This is a genomic window from Sphingomonas sp. GW821-FHT10F11 (assembly GCF_058809095.1).
In genome coordinates, this window is the sequence record NZ_JBXASH010000006.1 from 127,485 (window position 1) to 144,550 (window position 17,066).

A 17,066-nucleotide genomic window follows, 5' to 3' on the forward strand; every position below is an offset into this window, starting at 1 on the left:
CGCCCCGCTAGGACAATCCGATGACGCTTCCATGACGGCCCCGCGTCCAAAATGAAAGGGCATCGGGAGGAGGACGCGGCGGAACGGTGGCTTAGCGTCGCTTCGCGCGCCTCCAAATATGGGCTCAGCGGATCGCGATCCGGAGATCGCGTCCGGTCGATGCGACGTTGCCTGCCCGGTCGGCGGCGTAGATGCGGATGGTGTAATCGCCGGGCGGCAGATCCGCCGGGTTCCAGCCGCCCGGCGCCGCGCGGCCGTGGCGCACCAGGTTGGTGACGACGTAGAGAAAGCGGGTCCGCTGATCGCTATGGACCGCGTCGCCGCTCGCGGGGGCATAGGCGATCTTCGCCGCATCGGGCGCGGTCGGCATGCGATCGAATTCGAGCGTGATGCGTGGCTGTTCGAAACCGCGCACCGGCGTTCCGTCGGCCTTCAGGATCTGGAAGCCTGCCTGGTACAGGCCGAGGCGGCGGCGGGGGGCATTGCCGTCGACCTGATCCCAGGCCTCGGCAACGATGCTGACGGCGCCCCCGGCGGCGGGCACAATGAGGCGCCCGTTCTCCACCTCGGTCAGGCGCCGATCCATGGCATCGAGGATATGCACGTCGTCGATATGCGGCGCGACATGATCGCCAAAGCCGGGAAAGGGCAGCAACAGCGCATTGACCTTGGCGCGCGGCGGTCCGAGTTCGAGATGGACATGCGCCATGCGGTTGATCGTGCCGAGCGGATCGCCGACCCGGAAGCGGGTGCCGCGCTTGACCCGGACCCTGGTGACTCGGCCCTCCGCATCGCGGACGAGCTGGAAGCGCGCCGGATCGAGCGGCGCGCCGGTCGCGGTGCGTCCGACGCGCATGTGGATGTACGTCATCTGATCGAGGCGCAGGCCTTCGGATAAGCCTTCGACGCCCCAATTGGGCAGTGGATCGCGCACCGTCTCTTCCGCGGACGCGACGACCGTCGCTCCGACCGGGGCACTGATATCGAGGCCGGCATGGAGATGATCGCGGCTTTCGCCCTTATAATTGCCGCGCACCTCCCCCATGTCGCCGACCACTTCGTGCCAACCCAATTGGGGCCTGAACGGCCAGGGGAATATGCGCGCCTGCACCAGCGCCGGCAGCGCAGGGTCCGGCATGACCGGGGCGGTCGCTGCGGCGCCGGCGACGCGCGGACTGAGCTTGCGGATCGCATAGGCCGACGCATCGGCGACATAGAGCGCGCCCGCCCGATCGAGCGCGAGCCCGGCGGGACCGGTCAGCCCCAGCGCGGCGTTGCCGTCGATCGTCGATCCCGTGCCCGCGAGCACGCGGAGCGCGCCCGAGGGTGCCATCTGCACGATGCGTCCGCGATCGAAGGAGGCCAGGTAGAGGAAGCCGTCCCATGTCGGCACCAGGCCGACGATCCCGTTCAGCAAGCCGGCGCCATCACTGGGATCCGTATGGGCGAGCGTCGAGACGCGGCCATCCGGCTCGATCTTCCGGACCGCGTCGTTGCCGGTGTCCGCGACGAGCACGGCGCCATGCCGGTCGAGCGCGATCCCGGTCGGCGTATCGAACGCCGCCATCGAACCCGGTCCATCCGCAAAGCCTGGGGCGTCCTGGCCCGCCAGGGTCCGCACCTGACCGTCCGCGGTGACGAGGCGGATGCGATCGTTATAACTGTCCGCGACATAGACATTGCCCTTGTCGTCGGCCGCAACGCCGATCGGGCCGTTGAAGCGCGCTTGCGCCGCCGGGCCGTCGCGATAGCCCGCCGTCCCGTCCCCCGCGATGGTGGTCACGGCCCCGTCCGGGCTGATCCTGCGGATCCTGTTGCTGCCGGTGTCCGCGACGATGACGTTCCCCGCATTGTCGAGCGCAAGGCCGGAGGGCGTGTCGAACGATCCCGGCAAGGTCGTGACATTTCCGTCGGGATCGATCCTGCGGATACGACTGGCGTCCGCCACGTACAGCGCGCCCCGCGCATCGATCGCCACCGCGAACGGATCGATGAAGCGCGCCTTTGTCGGCGCACCATCGGCATGGCCCCGTACGCCGTCGCCGGCCAATGTCGTCAGCGCCGCCGGCCAGCCGACCCTTGTTGGCGGCGGCGCGAACCAGCCCAGCGCCACCAGCAGGCAAAGGGCACCCGCCGTCACCGCCAGAACGATCAGGCCGAGGGCGATGGCGGCCTTGCGGGGAGATTTCCTGAGCATCGGGAAGGCGCCTTAGCAGCAATTCACGCGGCAATCGCAACGGGGTCGGAAAGGCGGGTGTGGTAAGGCCGACCGCGCCGCTATAGGCGGGCAGCGCACATTCAGGCATTCGGATCGACCCATGACCCGCAGGAATTCCAGAAAAGATCCCTATGGAGACCTGCATCGCGAGGAGGAGGCTCCGGCGGAGGTGGTCGTCTGCTGGCTCTGCGGCAGGCCGACCGGCAAGACCATCGTCTGGCACCATCCCGTACCCAAGAGCCGGGGCGGACGTGACGTCGTGCCCATGCACCCGATTTGCCAGCAGACGCTGACCGCCAATTTCACCAATGCCGAACTGCAGCGCCACGGGATGGATGTGGAGGGCCTGCTGGCGAACCCCAATGTGCGCAAATTCGTCGATTGGGTGGCGAAGAAGGACCCGGATTTCACCGCGACCACAGCCAAGAAGCAACGCTGATCGGGCTGCATAAGCGCAAAGGACCTGCCGGCGAAGGGGGCCGGCAGGTCCGTACGCACGGCGCCGCAAAGGAGGGGGAATGTGCGGCCCCTAAGTTACTCGCCTTTCGCTTGGGAAGGAAAGACGAAGCTAATACGCGCGTGGAGTCCAGTCGGATGCATGCACCCGCAAATTTTTTCGGATCAGGACTCAGACCTGGGAGAGCGCGCCCGTGGCGACGACCGGTCCGGTCGGCAGGCCGGTCGGCGAACCGCCGATCGGTTCGAGCGAGACAGCCAGGGTCGCGCCCGCCGCCAGGCGCGCGCGATTGGCCGCGTTGACCGCGAGGCTCGACGCGCCCGCCTGACGCAGCAGGCCGAGCGAATGCGGCACGCCGTCACCGCCGATCACCCACAGCTCGGCACTGCGATTGGCATCGGCCAGCGCAGTCGGGGTCAAGCGCAGGGCGCCGGAAGCCGGATCGTAGATCGCCGTCACCGGCACGCCCTTCTCGACCGGGGCGATCGAGGCGACCAGCATGGTTGGCGATGGAGCAGCGATCGTCGCAGTCGGCTTCGCAGCCGGCTGCACCGGGCGAGGTGCACGCTCGATCGGCCGCATCACGATGAACAGCAGCAACGCCGCCGCCGCGACGCTCGAAATGCCCGCTGCCGCCGGCCAGAAGAAACGGCGGTTCGGCGGGGTCGGCACATCCATCGCGGCCGGGCCGTCGATCGTCCATTCGACCCGCTCCAGCACGCCCGCGGGCGCGGGAATTGCGGGCCAGAGATCGAACAACTGGGCAAGATAGTGCCGCCACCGTTCGACCTGCTGCGCAAAGCCCGGTTCGGCGAGCACACGGCGCAGCGCGACCGCGCGCTCCTCGCCGTCGATGATGCCCAGCGCCAGCTCGGCGGCCGCCACGTCGGGCGCATCGTCACCCGGCGACTCGCCGGGGGACTGGGGGGTGCGATCGTCGCTCACCGCTCGAGGCACTCCCGGAGCCTGGCGAGGCCGCGCCGGACCCAGCTCTTCATCGTGCCCAGCGGCACGGACTCGCGCTCGGCCAGTTCGGCATAGGTGACGCCGTCGAAAAAGGCGGTGCGGATCGCGCCGCGCTGGCGATCCTCGAGCGTCTCGAGGCAGCCGTGCAGCCGGTGCGCTTCCTCGTCTGCGACCATCGTCTCGCTGGCGAGCGGTGCCTCGTCCAGGATCGGCGGCGCGTCCTCGATCGGGGTCGATCGGCGCACGTTCTGCGCCCGGCGCCAGTCGATCGCGCGGTTGCGCGCGATCGTGGCGAGCCAGGTGATCGGGCTCGCGCGGTGCGGCTCATAAGCGCCCGCGCGTTTCCAGATCGTCAGATACACGTCGTGCAACACATCTTCCGCCGCCTGCCTTTCGCCGCAGATACGGTAGCAGATGCCGAAAAGCTTCGCGGAGGTGAGCGAATAAAGATCGCGAAAGGCCGTCCGGTCCTCATGTCCCGTCCGGACGAGTGCCTCGACCAGCTTCAGACGCGCATCGGCCTGTTGCAGGGCGGCTTGGGTCGACTCCGTCACGGCCGCGACGCTAGCCGGGCGTGGTATGCGCGGCAATCCCGCGCGCACCCCCGGTTGTTATTTCTCGGTCATGCCGCCGGCGGCCGGCCAGTCGGTGTCGCCGACCCGGGTCAGCTGCATGTCGAAGAAACGCTGCGGCGCCTGGCCCGGCACGACGCGGTCGCCCACCTCATGCCATTTCCCGTTTTCGAAGGTCGCGGTGTATCTGATCGTCGCCGGACCCGCCGGGATTTCCCAGACATAACCCCGAACACCCTCACTGCCCTGGGGCACGATCGAGAAGGTCCCCGCGCGGCCCTGCGCATAGGAGCGGAAGGTGTAGGCCTTGGTCCCCGGATCATAGGAGATCACCGCAAAGGCATTGAAGCCGACCGAGCCGTCGGGGTTGAAGCCCTTGCCCTCGATCACCTTGATCGTGCCGCCCAGGAAATTGCCGATCCGCTCGGTCTGGGTCACCTTGTGTTCGCCGCCGGGCGATTGAGTCAGGGCCGGGCCACGCCAGGTGCCGTCCATCCAGCCGAGTTTGGCGATCGCGGCGCGTTCCGCCTCGATCATCGCGGGGTCGACCGCCTGCGCCGCGGCACCGGTGATGGGGGCAACCGCCAGCGCCGCAGCAGCGGCACGCATCCAGAACAATCTCGTCACATCGAACTCCTTTGAATGATTGCACGGGCCCGGAGAGGGTGGCAGCCTTGCATCATGCCGAGCGCCCGCCCCGCTTTCCGTCTGCCGAGCCGGGCCCGCAATGCCGGCTTCGCGAAGCATGTCCGGAACTTCGCGAATCGCGCTCTGACCCTGCCGGGCTTCCCGGTCCTGCCCATCGCCGGCCTGGCGGGCGGCATTTTGATGGTCGTGGTCGGCGCGTTCGGCACCGGCGAGATGCCGCTCTGGACGCGTATCGCCTTCTGGGCGGTGCTGCTCGGATGGAACGTGCTGAAATGGCAGGTGTGGTTCGCCCTGCTCGTCCGCCGCCCCGGCGACTGGCCGCGCACGGCGGCGATCGGCGCCCTGGTGCTCAACCTGCCGCTGCCGATCGAGATTTCGCTGTCGCTACGCCTGTTCGGCATCGACTATGCGCCCCAACCGTCGCGCACCTGGTCCGAAGCGCTGGCGATCAGCGCCGCGATCTTCCTCGTCCTGATCATCGCCGGCATCGGCCGCCGGATGACGCCCGCCGCCGCTTCCGTCGCAACCCCGCCCTCAGCGGTCACGCCGGATGGCCTGCTCGATCGCGCCGGCCTGACCGACCCCGCGGCGCTCCACGCGATCGAGGCGGAGGATCATTATTGCCGCCTGCATCTCGCGGGCGGCCGCAGCCTGCTCGTCCTGCACCGCTTCGGCGACGCCCTGGCCGAGGTCGCCGATTATGACGGCGCGCAAGTCCATCGAGGCGCATGGATCGCGGCAGGCGGCGTGGCCGGGGCACGGCGCGACGGGCGGCGCTGGCTGTTGCTGCTCGCCGACGGCGCCGAGATTCCGGTCAGCGCCAGCTTCGCCGCCACGGCGCGCGACCGGGGCTGGTTGCGCGTCCGGCGATAAAGCATCCGCTAGCGGGTAGCGTTCGCCGCGCGCTTTGCGTAAAGGCCGCCGCATCCGCTTTCGCCGAGAAGGAGCGCGCCGTTCATGCGCATCGCCATAGCATCCGATCATGCCGCCTTCGCGCTGAAGGAAACGCTGGTCGCGTGGCTTGGGCAGGAAGGTCATGAGGTCGCCGATCTCGGGCCCCATTCGGACGCGCGCGTCGATTATCCCGATTATGGCTATGCGCTTGCCGAGCATGTCGCGGCGGGCAAGGCCGAGCGCGGCATCGCCTTGTGCGGATCGGGCATCGGCATCTCGATCGCGGTCAACCGCCATCCCGGCGCGCGCTGCGCGCTGGTCGGCGAACCGTTGTCGGCGGCGCTCTGCCGCGAACATAACGACGCCAATATCCTCGCCATGGGCGCCCGGCTGACGGGCGAGGACATGGCCAAGGCCTGTATCACCGCTTTCCTGACCACCGATTTCGCCGGTGGCCGGCATACCCCGCGCGTCGAGATGCTCGGCGCGCCCAGCTTCGCGAAGGAACCCGCATGAGCACCAATCCCCGCAACGCCCTGCACGACGTCCAGCCCGACGGCTTCTTCACCCGCGGCCTTGCCGAGGCGGATCCGGCGGTGTTCGGCGGCGTCACCCATGAGCTGAAGCGCGAGCAGACCCAGATCGAGCTGATCGCCTCCGAGAACATCGTCTCCAAGGCAGTGTTGCAGGCGCAAGGATCGGTCTTCACCAACAAGTACGCCGAAGGTTATCCGGGCAAGCGCTATTACCAGGGCTGCGCACCGTCGGACGAAGTCGAGACGCTGGCGATCGAGCGCGCGAAGAAGCTGTTCAACTGCGGTTTCGCCAACGTCCAGCCGCATTCGGGCGCGCAGGCCAACGGCGCGGTGATGCTGGCGCTGGTCAAGCCAGGCGAGACGATCATGGGCCTCAGCCTCGACGCCGGCGGCCATCTGACTCACGGCGCCAAGGCGGCCATGTCGGGCAAATGGTTCAACGCCATCGCGTACGGTGTCGATCCGGTCACCCATCTGATCGATTTCGACCAGGTCGCGAGCCTCGCCCGCGAGCACAAACCGAAGCTGATCATCGCCGGCGGATCGGCCTATCCGCGCCAGATCGATTTCGCGAAGTTCCGCGCCATCGCCGACGAGGTCGGCGCGATCTTCATGGTCGACATGGCCCATTTCGCCGGCATCGTCGCGGGCGGCCTGCATCCCTCGCCGCTGGAACACGCGCATGTCGTGACCACCACCACGCACAAGACCCTGCGCGGGCCACGCGGCGGCATGGTGCTGACCAATGACGAGGCGATCGCCAAGAAGATCAATTCGGCGGTGTTTCCGGGCCTTCAGGGCGGCCCGCTGATGCACGTCATCGCCGCCAAGGCCGTCGCCTTCGGCGAGGCGCTTCAGCCCGAATATAAGAGCTATATCGCGGCGGTGGTCGAGAACGCCAAGATCCTCGCCGCCACGCTCAAGGAGCGCGGTGCCGAGGTCGTCTCGGGCGGCACCGACACGCATCTCGCGCTGATCGACCTCAGCCCGCTGGGCGTCACCGGCAAGGATGCCGACGAGGCGCTCGAGCGGGCCGGCATCACCTGCAACAAGAACGGCATCCCCAACGATCCGCTGCCGCCGACCAAGACCAGCGGCATCCGCGTCGGTTCGCCCGCCGGCACCACGCGCGGTTTCGGCCCCGCCGAGTTCCGCGAGATCGGCAACATGGTCGCTGACGTGCTCGACGGCCTGCGCAAGAATGGCGAGCAGGGCGACGCCCAGGTCGAAGCCGCGGTGCGCGAGCGCGTGCTGGCGTTGTGCGCGCGCTTCCCGATCTATCCGGAAGGCGTGTGATTTGAGGTGTCCGTTCTGCGGCCATGAAGACAGCCAGGTAAAGGACAGCCGTCCGACCGAGGACGGCGCCGCGATCCGCCGCCGCCGCCAGTGCGAGGGCTGCGCGGCGCGGTTCACGACCTTCGAGCGCATCCAGCTGCGCGAGCTCACCGTGATCAAGAGCGAGGACAAGCGCGAGCCGTTCGACCGCGAAAAGCTGCTCCGCTCGGTCTCGATCGCGGCGCGCAAGCGCCCGATCGACGCGGTGCGCATCGAGAAGCTGGTCTCCGGCATCCAGCGCCAGCTCGAGACCCAGGGCGAGAACGAGGTCCCTTCGAAACGCATCGGCGAAATGGTGATGGATGGGCTGAAGGGCCTGGATTCGGTCGCGTATATCCGCTTCGCGAGCGTCTACAAGGATTTCCGCGAGGCCAAGGATTTCGAGGAATTCGCCGGCAATGTGAACGAGGTGGGCAAGGGGTGAGGGGTGCGGAAAGGCTTGCCTTCCACCACCGTTCGTCCTGAGTAGCGGCTGAGCGAAGTCGAAGACGCGTATCGAAGGACAGGTTTTGAGCTTCTACGCCTATATCCTGCGCTGCTCCGACGGCAGCTATTATGCCGGCCATACCGACAATCTCGAGCAACGCCTGGGCCATCACGATCGCGGCGAAGTCGAGGGCTATACCCAGAATCGGCGCCCCGTATCTCTCGCCTGGTCGCAGGATTTCCCCTCCCGCCTTGAGGCACTCGAAGCCGAACGTCAGATCAAAGGCTGGACGCGTGCAAAGAAGGAGGCGTTGATCGCCGGGGATTGGGAAGCCATCCGGGTCCTCGCGCGCAAGTCCTTCGATACGGGTCTTCGACAAGCTCAGCCCCTACTCAGGACGAACGGAGAGGAAGAGACACAGGTGTCACTTCCATCCCTCACCCCGCCCCCCGTCATCGTGCTTGTCCGCCCCCAGCTTGGCGAGAATATCGGCAAGGCGGCCCGCGCCATGCTCAATTTCGGGCTGACCGAGATGCGCCTCGTCGCCCCGCGCGACGGCTGGCCCAACCCCTCGGCCGGCCCGGCCGCGTCGGGCGCCGATGTGGTGCTGGAAAAGGCGCAGATGTTCGACAGCGTCGCAGAGGCGGTCGCCGATTGCGCTCATGTCTATGCGACCACCGTGCGCAAGCGCGGCGTGACCAAGCCCGTCATAACCCCGGACGAAGCGGCGACGGCGATCCACGCCTCCACCGCCCGCACCGCCATCCTGTTCGGCCCGGAGCGTTCGGGGCTTGAGAGCGACGATGTCGCGCTCGCCCGCACCATCATCACCGTGCCGATCAACGCCGAATTCGGTTCGCTCAACCTCGCTCAGGCGGTCATCCTCGTCGCCTATGAATGGTCGAAACGGATCGCGCTCGCTTCCCCGCCCGAAACCGATCTGCCGGAGCCGGCGCAGCACGAAGAACTGGAGGGCATGATCCTTCAGCTCGATGCGATGCTTGAGGCGGCCCATTTCTTCTATCCGCCCGACCGGACGCCGGTGACGAAGCGGACACTGCGCACCCTGCTGACCAAGCCGGGCTGGTCGAGCCAGGAAGTGCGGACGATGCGCGGGGTGTTGTCGGCGCTGGCCGGTGCGAAGCGATCGAAGGCGCCGCGGCAATCCTGAGAGCAGGATGGCACGCCGGCTATGCCGGGCCGCCGATTGCGATTATGCCGGTGGCTTCACCGCTGCGAGAGCCCGACACCCACCGATGGCCGACCTGATTCCGCCCGATGCGGCCATCCCCTATCTCACCATCCGCGCCAGCGGCGAGAAGAGCCCGCTCGAGGTTCCGGTCGACACGGTCATCCAGACCTATAAGCGCTACGGCGCGCTGCTGTTGCGCGGCTTCACCACCGATCTCGACATCTTTGCGCGCTTCGCCGAGCAATTCTGTTCGGGCTCGGTCTTCAACGAAAGCCGCAGCCGGCAGGTGCTCGACGATTCGCGCAACATCCAGTCGGTCAGCCTGGGCACCGCGGCTTTCCCGCTCCATCCCGAATTGTCGCGCGAGCCGTGGAAGCCTGACGTGTGTTTCTTCGCCTGCCTCAACCCGCCGCGCCGGCTGGGCGCGACGACAGTCTGCGACGGCAGCGCCCTGGTCGAGCGGCTCCCGCCCGCGCTTCGCGAGGAGATGGCCGCGCGGCGGCTGCGTTATACGCGGCATACGACACCCGATGAGCTGATCACCTGGTTCGGCACCACGGAACCGTCGGATGCGCAGCTTGCCGACCCGCCCGCGCACTGCCCCTTCACCTTCCGGCGCGACGGCGACCAGATCCAGCGCAGCTTCAGCCGCCCCTTCCTGCACAGGCCGATGTTCACCGATCGCCTGGCTTTCGGCAATTTCCTGCTGTTCGCCCGCTACGGGATCGATCGCTGGGATTTTCCGCTGTTCGACGACGGTACGCTCGTCCCACCTGCCTGGACTCATATCGTCAGGGACGTAGGCGAGGAGATCATGGCGGCGGTGGCGTGGCGACGCGGCGATATCCTGATGCTGGACAATACGCGTTTCCTGCACGGCAGGACGGCGGTGGTGCCGCGCGACGGACGGCTGATCGCGTCCTATTTCGGCTATCTCAACTTCGCGCTGGCCAATGAAGAGTATCCGCCGGAGGCCCCCTGGCGGCAGGGGAAATTCTGGCCACCGCGCCCTTCCCCCGACGCCTGACTATCGCCGGTCGAACGCCGCCATTTCATAAGCGATCGAGGCTTCGACCAGCCGGTCCCACAGCTCGGCGATCGCGGCGCCGGGCAGGCCCGCCGCCTCGGCCGCGGCGCGGGCATGGGCGATCACCTGCGCCTTGCGCGCCTCGTCGCGCACCGCACCACGCTCGGTCTTGATGCGGGCGGCCGCGTCCATATAGGCGAAGCGGCGCGCCAACAGGGCGACCAGTTCACGATCGACCTGATCGACGCCCGCACGCACTTCAAGCATAGTAGAACAATCGGGCCCAGGCAGGATCGCGTCAGTCATGCCGCGTGATAACGCCGCCATGGCTGGTGTCCAGCACTGCAGCGCCCACCAATAAATGGCCGTTCCGGAACCAGTTGTTCCGTCATTTAATCGCCGTTTTCTGGGCTCTTGCGAGCAAGCGCGCTTGAAGCTACCTCTTCGGCAATGCTGCGTTGCGACGACTAGCGAATCGTTTTTTAGTCCAGAGGGAAGCCTATCATGCGTGTTTTCGCCACCTTGGCGCTGAGCTGTCTCATTCTCTCGTCCGCCCCGGCGCTCGCCAAGGACGACAAGCCTGCCGATCCCGACAAGAAGATCTGCCGCCGCACCGAAACCACCGGTTCGATCCTTGGCGGCAAGCGCCAGTGCCACACCAAAACCGAATGGAAGAGCATCGACGAGGCGAACGCCGAGGCGGCGCGCAGATTCACCGATCGCCGTGTCGGCATGGGTACGGGCCCGCTTTAAGGTCGCCCTTTATAAGGTTGACCGCGGCGACTCTTTCTGCAAGAGGCCGCCCCTTCGCAAAAGGCCCCGCACTCCGGTGAAGCGGCGGCCCTGTCGGATCTGACGATCAACGGCAGAGCGATGACCGGATATCGATCGGCACCTCCAAGGGCGCCGGTCTTGTTGTTGGCACTTGCAAAGGTAATACACATGTCGAAGCGCTCCAGCGCCAAGTACAAGCTCGATCGCCGTATGGGCGAGAACATCTGGGGTCGTCCGAAGTCCCCGGTGAACAAGCGCGAATACGGCCCCGGCCAGCACGGCCAGCGCCGCAAGGGCAAGGTTTCCGATTTCGGCATCCAGCTGCGCGCCAAGCAGAAGCTCAAGGGCTATTATGGCGACGTGACCGAGAAGCAGTTCCGGGCATGCTATCATGAGGCCGCCCGCATGAAGGGCGATACCGGCCAGAACCTGATCGGCCTGCTCGAGCAGCGTCTGGACATGATCGTGTACCGCGCCAAGTTCGCGCCGACCGTGTTCGCCGCGCGCCAGCTCGTCAGCCACGGCCACATCAAGGTCAACGGCGTGAAGTGCAACATCGCGTCGCGCCGCGTGTTCCCGGGCATGGAGATCACGCTGGGTTCCAAGGCGCAGGAAATGGCGCTGGTGATGGAAGCGCAGAGCCTCGCCGAGCGCGACATTCCCGATTACGTCGCGCCGGACGGCACCGCGAAGGTGACCTTCACCCGCGTGCCGACCCTGGACGAAGTGCCCTATCCGGTGAAGATGGAACCGAACCTGGTCGTCGAGTTCTACTCGCGCTGATCGATCGGTTCTCCGACCACAGAAACAAGGGCGGTCCCGCGAGGGGCCGCCCTTTTTCGTTGTATCAGAATTGCATCGAACTCCGCAGCAAGCCGTCCATCTTCTAGAGCATGCCGGCGCGGACATTGCTGTCGTCGAGGTAATGATCGAGGTTGAGGAACTCGACCTGTTCCGCCTGCTTTCCCGCAGCGCCCAGCGCCCTATAGCGTGCGGCGAGATGCTCGAGGCTCATCTTGGCCCGGCCATAAGGGCCGTGGGGGCCGAGTTTGACGACATACAGGACAGCACCCCTCACGCGATGGGCTGGATATAGGCGATCGCCTTCCCAACCGGCGACAGGCTGATCTGCCGGATATCTTCGCGTAGCCGGAACCGCGCGGCGGCATCATTTGCCGCCGCTGTCGGCTGCGCAGCAAGAATCGCGACGGCGCAAGCGGTCATCGCCCCTATTTCCACCGATCGCGCGCCAAATCATGATGTGCCTCAATTCGGCGTAGGACCCAACTTCATTGTCGCCCGCAGAAAAGTATCGATCTTGTCGAGCATCTCGGCACGGACCTTGTCGTCGACGAGCTGGTGATCGAGCCCCTTATATTCGACCAACTCGACACTGGCGCCGGCGTTCTTCAACCGCGACTCCATGATTCGCGACTGCTCGATCGCGACGTTCAGATCCATATCGCCGTGGAACATCAGGACCGGCACCTTGATACGATCCGCGTTCCGCGCGGGTGAGCCCTGGACGAGATGGGGCCCTGAACCGAACCGAAGCTGAGTCAGCTTATAGTCGGAATAGTCCTTGCTGCGCTCCAGCATGACCCCGAAATCCGTCACCGGGGCAACGGCCGCGATCGCCTTGAACAGGCCTGGATCGAGCACGCCTGATTGCAGCGCGGCATAGCCGCCATAGGACCAGCCGACGATCGCCACCTTGTCCGGGGCTGCGATGCCCTCTTTCAACAACCACCGTCCGCCATCATCGACGTCCCCGATCGCGGTCTTCCACGACCTGATGGCGTTCTCCTTCATCCAGGCATCGCCATAGCCCGTCGAACCGCGATAATTGGGCTGCAACACCGCATAGCCCCGATTGGCGAAAAATTGCGGCAACCAGGAAAACGCCCATTCATCGCGCGCTTCCGGTCCGCCATGCGGCATCACGATCGCCGGCAGGTTCTTGCCATCGCTACCGGGCGGAAGCGTAAGATAGGCGGGGATCATCGTCCCGTCTGCCGCGGGGAACTTCACGGACTTCATTTCCGCCAGCGGTGTCTTCGCAAGCTGCGGTCGAACCGACATGACCTCGGTCAAGCCCTTGGTAGTCTTATCGAACAAATAGAAACGGCCTGGATCGGAATCGCTTCCCGCCCACAGCAGGAGCTTTTTTTCGTCCGCGCTCGCATCGACAAAACTGATCAGAGGCTTGCCGGGGAGGGCCTTGGACAGTGACGCGGAAAATGCCTTGAGGGCAGGATCGAAGAACGCCGTCCTGGGTTTTTCATCGCTGTAGGTGACACCAACGACGCGGTGCTGACGGCCGATCTGAACAAGCCGGTCAACATCGACGTCGGGCCGCTCATAGACCAATTCGCGTTTCAGGCTGCCATCCAGCGAGATCTTGTAGATCGCGGTGCGTCCGGTCTCGTTCGCGGCTCCATAAACCACGTCAAGATCGGAATCGACGGCGTAGGGCGTGAAGCCGGTCGACCCGGAACTTGTGATCTCCGCCGTGCCGAGCGGCAACCAGTCCCGACTCCCCTTCTTTCGGTAGGTGTAGACGAGCCGCTTGCCATCATAGCCGGTGCTGGTTGCGGGCTGAATTCCCATCACCCGGACCTCACCATGTCCGTCGGATATATAGTCGAATGCACTGTTCTTCGGCTGCTCCACGGTCTTGCGCGCGAGGCTCGTGGTATCCACCCGCTCAACCCCGAACCCCTGCTTCGAACTCGCCATGATCGAGCCCACGGTCTGTTCCGGCACGAAGTTTCGCGTCATCAGCACCGCACCGCTATCGTCGCCGAGCCAGTCGACGATGCCGCCGCCGCCCAACGCAACACCCAACGCATTCGAGGTGCCGCGCGCGCTCAACGGCTTCATGTCCGAACCATCCGGCTTCAGCGTAACCAGCCGCGTATAAGGCATGGGTTTGCCGTTTAGTGTCTCGATGACGAAGAAATTGCAGATCAGCCGCGTGTTGCTGGGCCAAGCGCACCATACGAGACGTTCGGGGTCACCTTTGGAAGCCAGGATTGGCTTCATCTGCGGCGTGCCGACCAGATTGACGACGTACAACAGCGAAGATCGCCCTGGGCCGGGCTGAATCAACGCAATCATGCTGCCGTCCGGCGAAAGGCTGATGCTTTCGATTGAATCGCGCGCGCCGAACTTCATCGCCGCGTCGCTTGCTGCCGCTGCCGGCCGCACCACAACCATCGCCGCAGAGGCCATCGCCGCTGCCAAAATCCACTTTTTCAATGCTGCCCCCGAATTCAAGCTCTTATCCGGAAGCATAGCTAGACCGCAGGCTCAAGCAAACACGCATCTCCCTCCATTCCGGTTATTTTCGCACCGCTTGCACCGGTCCCGCCGCGCTGCCAGAACGCGGCCCGATCACGAGACCCCCGAGGAGCCATGATGCGCGCCCTTTTCCTGCTGTCCGCTGCGTTCGTCCTCACTGCCGCGGCGCCCGATTCGCCCGAGATTCCACTCCAGACGTTGAAAGACGTGACGAAGATGCTCTCGTCCGACGACTTCGAGGGCCGCGCCCCGGCCACCCCCGCCGAGGACAAGACCACCGCCTATATCGTCGAGCGCTTCAAGGCAGCGGGCCTGAAGCCCGGCAACAACGGCAGTTGGTTCCAGAACGTGCCGCTGGTCGAGATCACCGGCCAGGACGTCTCGCCCCTGACCTTCACCGGCGGCAAGACGCCGGTGAGCCTCGCCTATCGCACCGATATGGTCATCGCGACCTATCAGGTGGTGCCCAAGGCCGAGGTCAAGGACAGCGACGTCGTGTTCGTTGGCTATGGCATCAACGCGCCCGAGCGGGGCTGGAACGACTATGCCGGGCTCGACGTGAAGGGAAAGACCGTCGTCATCCTGGTCAACGATCCCGACTGGCAGACCATGACGCTCGACGGCGATTTCGGCGGCCGCGCGATGACCTATTATGGCCGCTGGACCTACAAATATGAGGAAGCCGCGCGCCAGGGCGCGGCGGCGGCGATCATCGTCCATGATACCGAGCCCGCCGCCTATGGCTGGGGCGTGGTCCAGTCGAGCTGGACCGGACCGCAGCTCCAGCAGGATACGCCGGGCGACCATATGGACCAGTCCAAGGCGATCGGCTGGATCCAGAAGCCGGCGGCCGAAGCGTTGTTCGCCAGCGCCGGCAAGGATTTCGCCGCGCTCTCCGCCGCCGCGAAGGTCAAAGGTTTCAAGGCCGTGTCGCTCGGCGTGAAGGCCAATGTCAGCTTGACGAACACGATCCGGCGCCAGGCCTCGAAGAACGTGATCGGCATATTGCCCGGCACCGAGCGGCCCGGCGAAGTCGTGCTCTATTCGGCGCATTGGGATCATCTCGGCCGCTGCGACGCGGTCAAAGGCGACGATATCTGCAACGGCGCGGTCGACAATGCCTCGGGCGTCGCAGCCCTGGTCGCGATGGCCGAGGCCAACACAAAGGCGGGTGCCGCCAGGCGCTCCCAGGTGTTCCTCGCCGTCACTGCCGAGGAATCGGGCCTGCTCGGTTCCAAATTCTACGCCGAGAACCCGGTCTATCCGCTGGGCAAGACCGTCGGCGGGGTCAATATGGACGCGCTGAAGATCTACCCCGAGGCAAAGGACTTCGTGATCACCGGCGCCGGCAAGTCCGAGCTGGAGGACATGGTCAAGCCGATGGTGACGGCGCAGGGCCGGCATATCGCCCCCGAGCCGTCGCCGGAGCGCGGCTATTATTACCGCTCCGACCATTTCAGCTTCGCCAAGCTCGGCGTGCCGATGCTCGACGGCAGCGCGGGCGAGGACCTGATCGTCGGCGGCCCCGCCGCCGGCAAGGCCGCGGCGGACGATTACAACACCAATCGCTATCACAAGCCGCAGGACGAATATGATCCCGCCTGGAATTGGGGCGCGGCGCTGCAGGACGTGAAGCTCTATTACACCATGGGCCGCACCCTTGCGGACGGCAGTTCCTGGCCTAACTGGTATCCGACCGCCGAATTCCGCGCGGTCCGCGACAAGAGTCGCGCGGAGGCGAAGTGAAGACCGTCACCCCACCCGCCGAATGGGCGCACCACAAGGCCGTCTGGATCGGCTTTCCGAGCCACCCCGATCTGTGGGCGGAGGATCTCGACCCGGCCCGCGAGGAGGTCGCCGCCTTTGCCCGCGCCGTCCATGCCGACGGCAAGGGCGAGCGCGTGCTGCTCGTCGCCGCCGACGAAGAGGCCGCCAAGGCCGCCAGGGCGCTGGCTGGTGACACCGCGCAGGTGGTGGTCGAGCCGTTCGGCGACATCTGGCTGCGCGATACCGCGGCGATCGTCACCGGCGATGGCCATGCGCGCGATTTCCGCTTCAACGGCTGGGGCGGGAAATACGACCTGCCCGGCGACGACGATATCGGCCTGCGCCTCGCCGAACGGCGGCACATCACGACCGAGACCTGCAACTGGATCCTCGAGGGCGGCGCGATCGATGGCGACGGGACCGGCCTGGTCGTCACCACCGAGCAATGCCTGCTCAACCCCAATCGCAATCCGGCCCTGTCGCGCGCGGACATCGAGGCGCGGCTGGCCGAGGACCTCGGCTATTCCCAGGTGATCTGGCTCGGCGACGGGCTGATGCACGACCATACCGACGGCCATGTCGACAATCTCGCGCGCTTCGTCGCGCCGGGCCGGCTCGCCATTCCCGAGCCCGACGACAATGACCCCAACTGGCTGGTCTATCAGCACGCGGCGCGCGACGCCGCGCGCCACGATGTCGAGATCGTCCGCCTGCCCTCGCCCGGCCGCGTGCTGCGCGACGAGGAGATCGTGCCGGCCAGCTATATGAACTTCTATATCGGCAACGCCGCGGTGATCGTGCCGCAATATGGCGCCACCAACGACGCGCTGGCGGTCGCGGCGATCCAGGCCCTGTTCCCCGATCGCCACGTCATCGGCCTGCACGCCGACGCGATCCTGACCGGCGGCGGCAGCTTCCACTGCATCAGCCAGCAGATTCCGGCCTGACGT

General features: G+C 66.1%; 19 protein-coding genes. 11 read left to right on the plus strand and 8 right to left on the minus strand.

The window, feature by feature from the left end; genetic code table 11:
- Positions 1–124 precede the first annotated feature (124 nt).
- Complete coding sequence (locus AC1RT8_RS17670; RefSeq protein ID WP_493077025.1) at positions 125–2,197, minus strand: hypothetical protein; 2,073 nt, start codon at positions 2,195–2,197, stop codon at positions 125–127.
- Between the two features lie 121 nt (positions 2,198–2,318).
- On the opposite strand from AC1RT8_RS17670, the gene AC1RT8_RS17675 reads away from it, so the two are divergent.
- Positions 2,319–2,657, plus strand: a complete 339-nt coding sequence (locus AC1RT8_RS17675) for a hypothetical protein (RefSeq protein ID WP_493077027.1) — start codon at positions 2,319–2,321, stop codon at positions 2,655–2,657.
- Between the two features lie 189 nt (positions 2,658–2,846).
- Here AC1RT8_RS17675 and AC1RT8_RS17680 read toward each other — a convergent pair whose 3' ends face one another.
- From AC1RT8_RS17680 to AC1RT8_RS17690, 3 genes are read right to left on the minus strand one after another with little or no spacing between them, the layout of a single operon-like run.
- Positions 2,847–3,620, minus strand: coding sequence for an anti-sigma factor (locus AC1RT8_RS17680; RefSeq protein ID WP_493077028.1), 774 nt, complete (start codon positions 3,618–3,620; stop codon positions 2,847–2,849).
- On the minus strand, positions 3,617–4,195 hold the full coding sequence (locus tag AC1RT8_RS17685) for a sigma-70 family RNA polymerase sigma factor (RefSeq protein WP_493077030.1): 579 nt from the start codon (positions 4,193–4,195) through the stop codon (positions 3,617–3,619). Before AC1RT8_RS17685 ends, AC1RT8_RS17680 begins: the two co-directional genes overlap by 4 nt.
- A 57-nt stretch (positions 4,196–4,252) precedes the next feature.
- On the minus strand, positions 4,253–4,840 hold the full coding sequence (locus AC1RT8_RS17690) for a DUF1579 domain-containing protein (RefSeq protein ID WP_493077032.1): 588 nt from the start codon (positions 4,838–4,840) through the stop codon (positions 4,253–4,255).
- A 54-nt stretch (positions 4,841–4,894) separates the two neighbouring features.
- Between AC1RT8_RS17690 and AC1RT8_RS17695 the strand changes: the two genes are divergently transcribed.
- From AC1RT8_RS17695 to AC1RT8_RS17720, 6 genes are all read left to right on the plus strand, one after another.
- On the plus strand, positions 4,895–5,734 hold the full coding sequence (locus tag AC1RT8_RS17695) for a LytTR family DNA-binding domain-containing protein (RefSeq protein WP_493077033.1): 840 nt from the start codon (positions 4,895–4,897) through the stop codon (positions 5,732–5,734).
- An 84-nt stretch (positions 5,735–5,818) separates the two neighbouring features.
- Positions 5,819–6,271, plus strand: coding sequence for a ribose 5-phosphate isomerase B (gene rpiB, locus AC1RT8_RS17700; protein WP_493077035.1), 453 nt, complete (start codon positions 5,819–5,821; stop codon positions 6,269–6,271).
- On the plus strand, positions 6,268–7,587 hold the full coding sequence (gene glyA, locus AC1RT8_RS17705) for a serine hydroxymethyltransferase (protein ID WP_493077037.1): 1,320 nt from the start codon (positions 6,268–6,270) through the stop codon (positions 7,585–7,587). Before rpiB ends, glyA begins: the two co-directional genes overlap by 4 nt.
- A 1-nt stretch (position 7,588) precedes the next feature.
- On the plus strand, positions 7,589–8,050 hold the full coding sequence (gene nrdR / locus AC1RT8_RS17710) for a transcriptional regulator NrdR (RefSeq protein WP_493077038.1): 462 nt from the start codon (positions 7,589–7,591) through the stop codon (positions 8,048–8,050).
- An 85-nt stretch (positions 8,051–8,135) separates the two neighbouring features.
- The gene (locus tag AC1RT8_RS17715) at positions 8,136–9,224 is read left to right on the plus strand and encodes a TrmH family RNA methyltransferase (protein WP_493077040.1); all 1,089 of its coding nucleotides are present in this window, start codon (positions 8,136–8,138) and stop codon (positions 9,222–9,224) included.
- Positions 9,225–9,309: 85 nt separating this feature from the next.
- Positions 9,310–10,272, plus strand: a complete 963-nt coding sequence (locus AC1RT8_RS17720; RefSeq protein ID WP_493077041.1) for a TauD/TfdA family dioxygenase — start codon at positions 9,310–9,312, stop codon at positions 10,270–10,272.
- On the opposite strand, the gene AC1RT8_RS17725 is transcribed toward AC1RT8_RS17720, so the two are convergent.
- Complete coding sequence (locus AC1RT8_RS17725; protein ID WP_493077299.1) at positions 10,273–10,578, minus strand: chorismate mutase; 306 nt, start codon at positions 10,576–10,578, stop codon at positions 10,273–10,275.
- Positions 10,579–10,776: 198 nt separating this feature from the next.
- On the opposite strand from AC1RT8_RS17725, the gene AC1RT8_RS17730 reads away from it, so the two are divergent.
- On the plus strand, positions 10,777–11,025 hold the full coding sequence (locus AC1RT8_RS17730) for a hypothetical protein (RefSeq protein ID WP_493077043.1): 249 nt from the start codon (positions 10,777–10,779) through the stop codon (positions 11,023–11,025).
- A 189-nt stretch (positions 11,026–11,214) separates the two neighbouring features.
- Positions 11,215–11,829 (plus strand): 30S ribosomal protein S4, encoded by a 615-nt coding sequence (rpsD, locus tag AC1RT8_RS17735; protein ID WP_372857725.1) that lies wholly within the window; start codon positions 11,215–11,217, stop codon positions 11,827–11,829.
- 103 nt (positions 11,830–11,932) lie between these two features.
- Here the strand turns inward: rpsD and AC1RT8_RS17740 are convergent, their stop codons facing one another.
- The 3 genes from AC1RT8_RS17740 to AC1RT8_RS17750 are packed head-to-tail and all read right to left on the minus strand — an operon-like array spanning position 11,933 to position 14,343.
- Positions 11,933–12,124: a hypothetical protein gene (locus tag AC1RT8_RS17740; protein WP_493077045.1), complete on the minus strand. Its 192-nt coding sequence runs from the start codon at positions 12,122–12,124 to the stop codon at positions 11,933–11,935.
- On the minus strand, positions 12,121–12,270 hold the full coding sequence (locus AC1RT8_RS17745) for a hypothetical protein (protein ID WP_493077046.1): 150 nt from the start codon (positions 12,268–12,270) through the stop codon (positions 12,121–12,123). The genes AC1RT8_RS17740 and AC1RT8_RS17745 overlap by 4 nt, the downstream gene beginning before the upstream one ends.
- A 42-nt stretch (positions 12,271–12,312) precedes the next feature.
- On the minus strand, positions 12,313–14,343 hold the full coding sequence (locus AC1RT8_RS17750) for an alpha/beta hydrolase family protein (RefSeq protein WP_493077047.1): 2,031 nt from the start codon (positions 14,341–14,343) through the stop codon (positions 12,313–12,315).
- A 123-nt stretch (positions 14,344–14,466) separates the two neighbouring features.
- Here AC1RT8_RS17750 and AC1RT8_RS17755 point away from each other — a divergent pair, with 123 nt between their 5' ends.
- Together AC1RT8_RS17755 and AC1RT8_RS17760 are read left to right on the plus strand one after the other, a co-directional pair.
- Complete coding sequence (locus AC1RT8_RS17755; RefSeq protein WP_493077049.1) at positions 14,467–16,095, plus strand: M28 family peptidase; 1,629 nt, start codon at positions 14,467–14,469, stop codon at positions 16,093–16,095.
- Positions 16,092–17,063, plus strand: a complete 972-nt coding sequence (locus tag AC1RT8_RS17760) for an agmatine deiminase family protein (protein ID WP_493077051.1) — start codon at positions 16,092–16,094, stop codon at positions 17,061–17,063. The genes AC1RT8_RS17755 and AC1RT8_RS17760 overlap by 4 nt, the downstream gene beginning before the upstream one ends.
- Positions 17,064–17,066: the final 3 nt, after the last annotated feature.

Coding starts and splice junctions, on each gene's coding strand:
- AC1RT8_RS17670 (WP_493077025.1), bottom strand. CDS start 2,197: ATGCTCAGGAAATCTCCCCGCAAGGCCGCCATCGCCCTCGGCCTGATC.
- AC1RT8_RS17675 (WP_493077027.1), top strand. CDS start 2,319: ATGACCCGCAGGAATTCCAGAAAAGATCCCTATGGAGACCTGCATCGC.
- AC1RT8_RS17695 (WP_493077033.1), top strand. CDS start 4,895: ATGCCGAGCGCCCGCCCCGCTTTCCGTCTGCCGAGCCGGGCCCGCAAT.
- rpiB (WP_493077035.1), top strand. CDS start 5,819: ATGCGCATCGCCATAGCATCCGATCATGCCGCCTTCGCGCTGAAGGAA.
- glyA (WP_493077037.1), top strand. CDS start 6,268: ATGAGCACCAATCCCCGCAACGCCCTGCACGACGTCCAGCCCGACGGC.
- AC1RT8_RS17720 (WP_493077041.1), top strand. CDS start 9,310: ATGGCCGACCTGATTCCGCCCGATGCGGCCATCCCCTATCTCACCATC.
- AC1RT8_RS17725 (WP_493077299.1), bottom strand. CDS start 10,578: ATGACTGACGCGATCCTGCCTGGGCCCGATTGTTCTACTATGCTTGAA.
- AC1RT8_RS17730 (WP_493077043.1), top strand. CDS start 10,777: ATGCGTGTTTTCGCCACCTTGGCGCTGAGCTGTCTCATTCTCTCGTCC.
- rpsD (WP_372857725.1), top strand. CDS start 11,215: ATGTCGAAGCGCTCCAGCGCCAAGTACAAGCTCGATCGCCGTATGGGC.
- AC1RT8_RS17745 (WP_493077046.1), bottom strand. CDS start 12,270: ATGACCGCTTGCGCCGTCGCGATTCTTGCTGCGCAGCCGACAGCGGCG.
- AC1RT8_RS17750 (WP_493077047.1), bottom strand. CDS start 14,343: ATGCTTCCGGATAAGAGCTTGAATTCGGGGGCAGCATTGAAAAAGTGG.
- AC1RT8_RS17755 (WP_493077049.1), top strand. CDS start 14,467: ATGCGCGCCCTTTTCCTGCTGTCCGCTGCGTTCGTCCTCACTGCCGCG.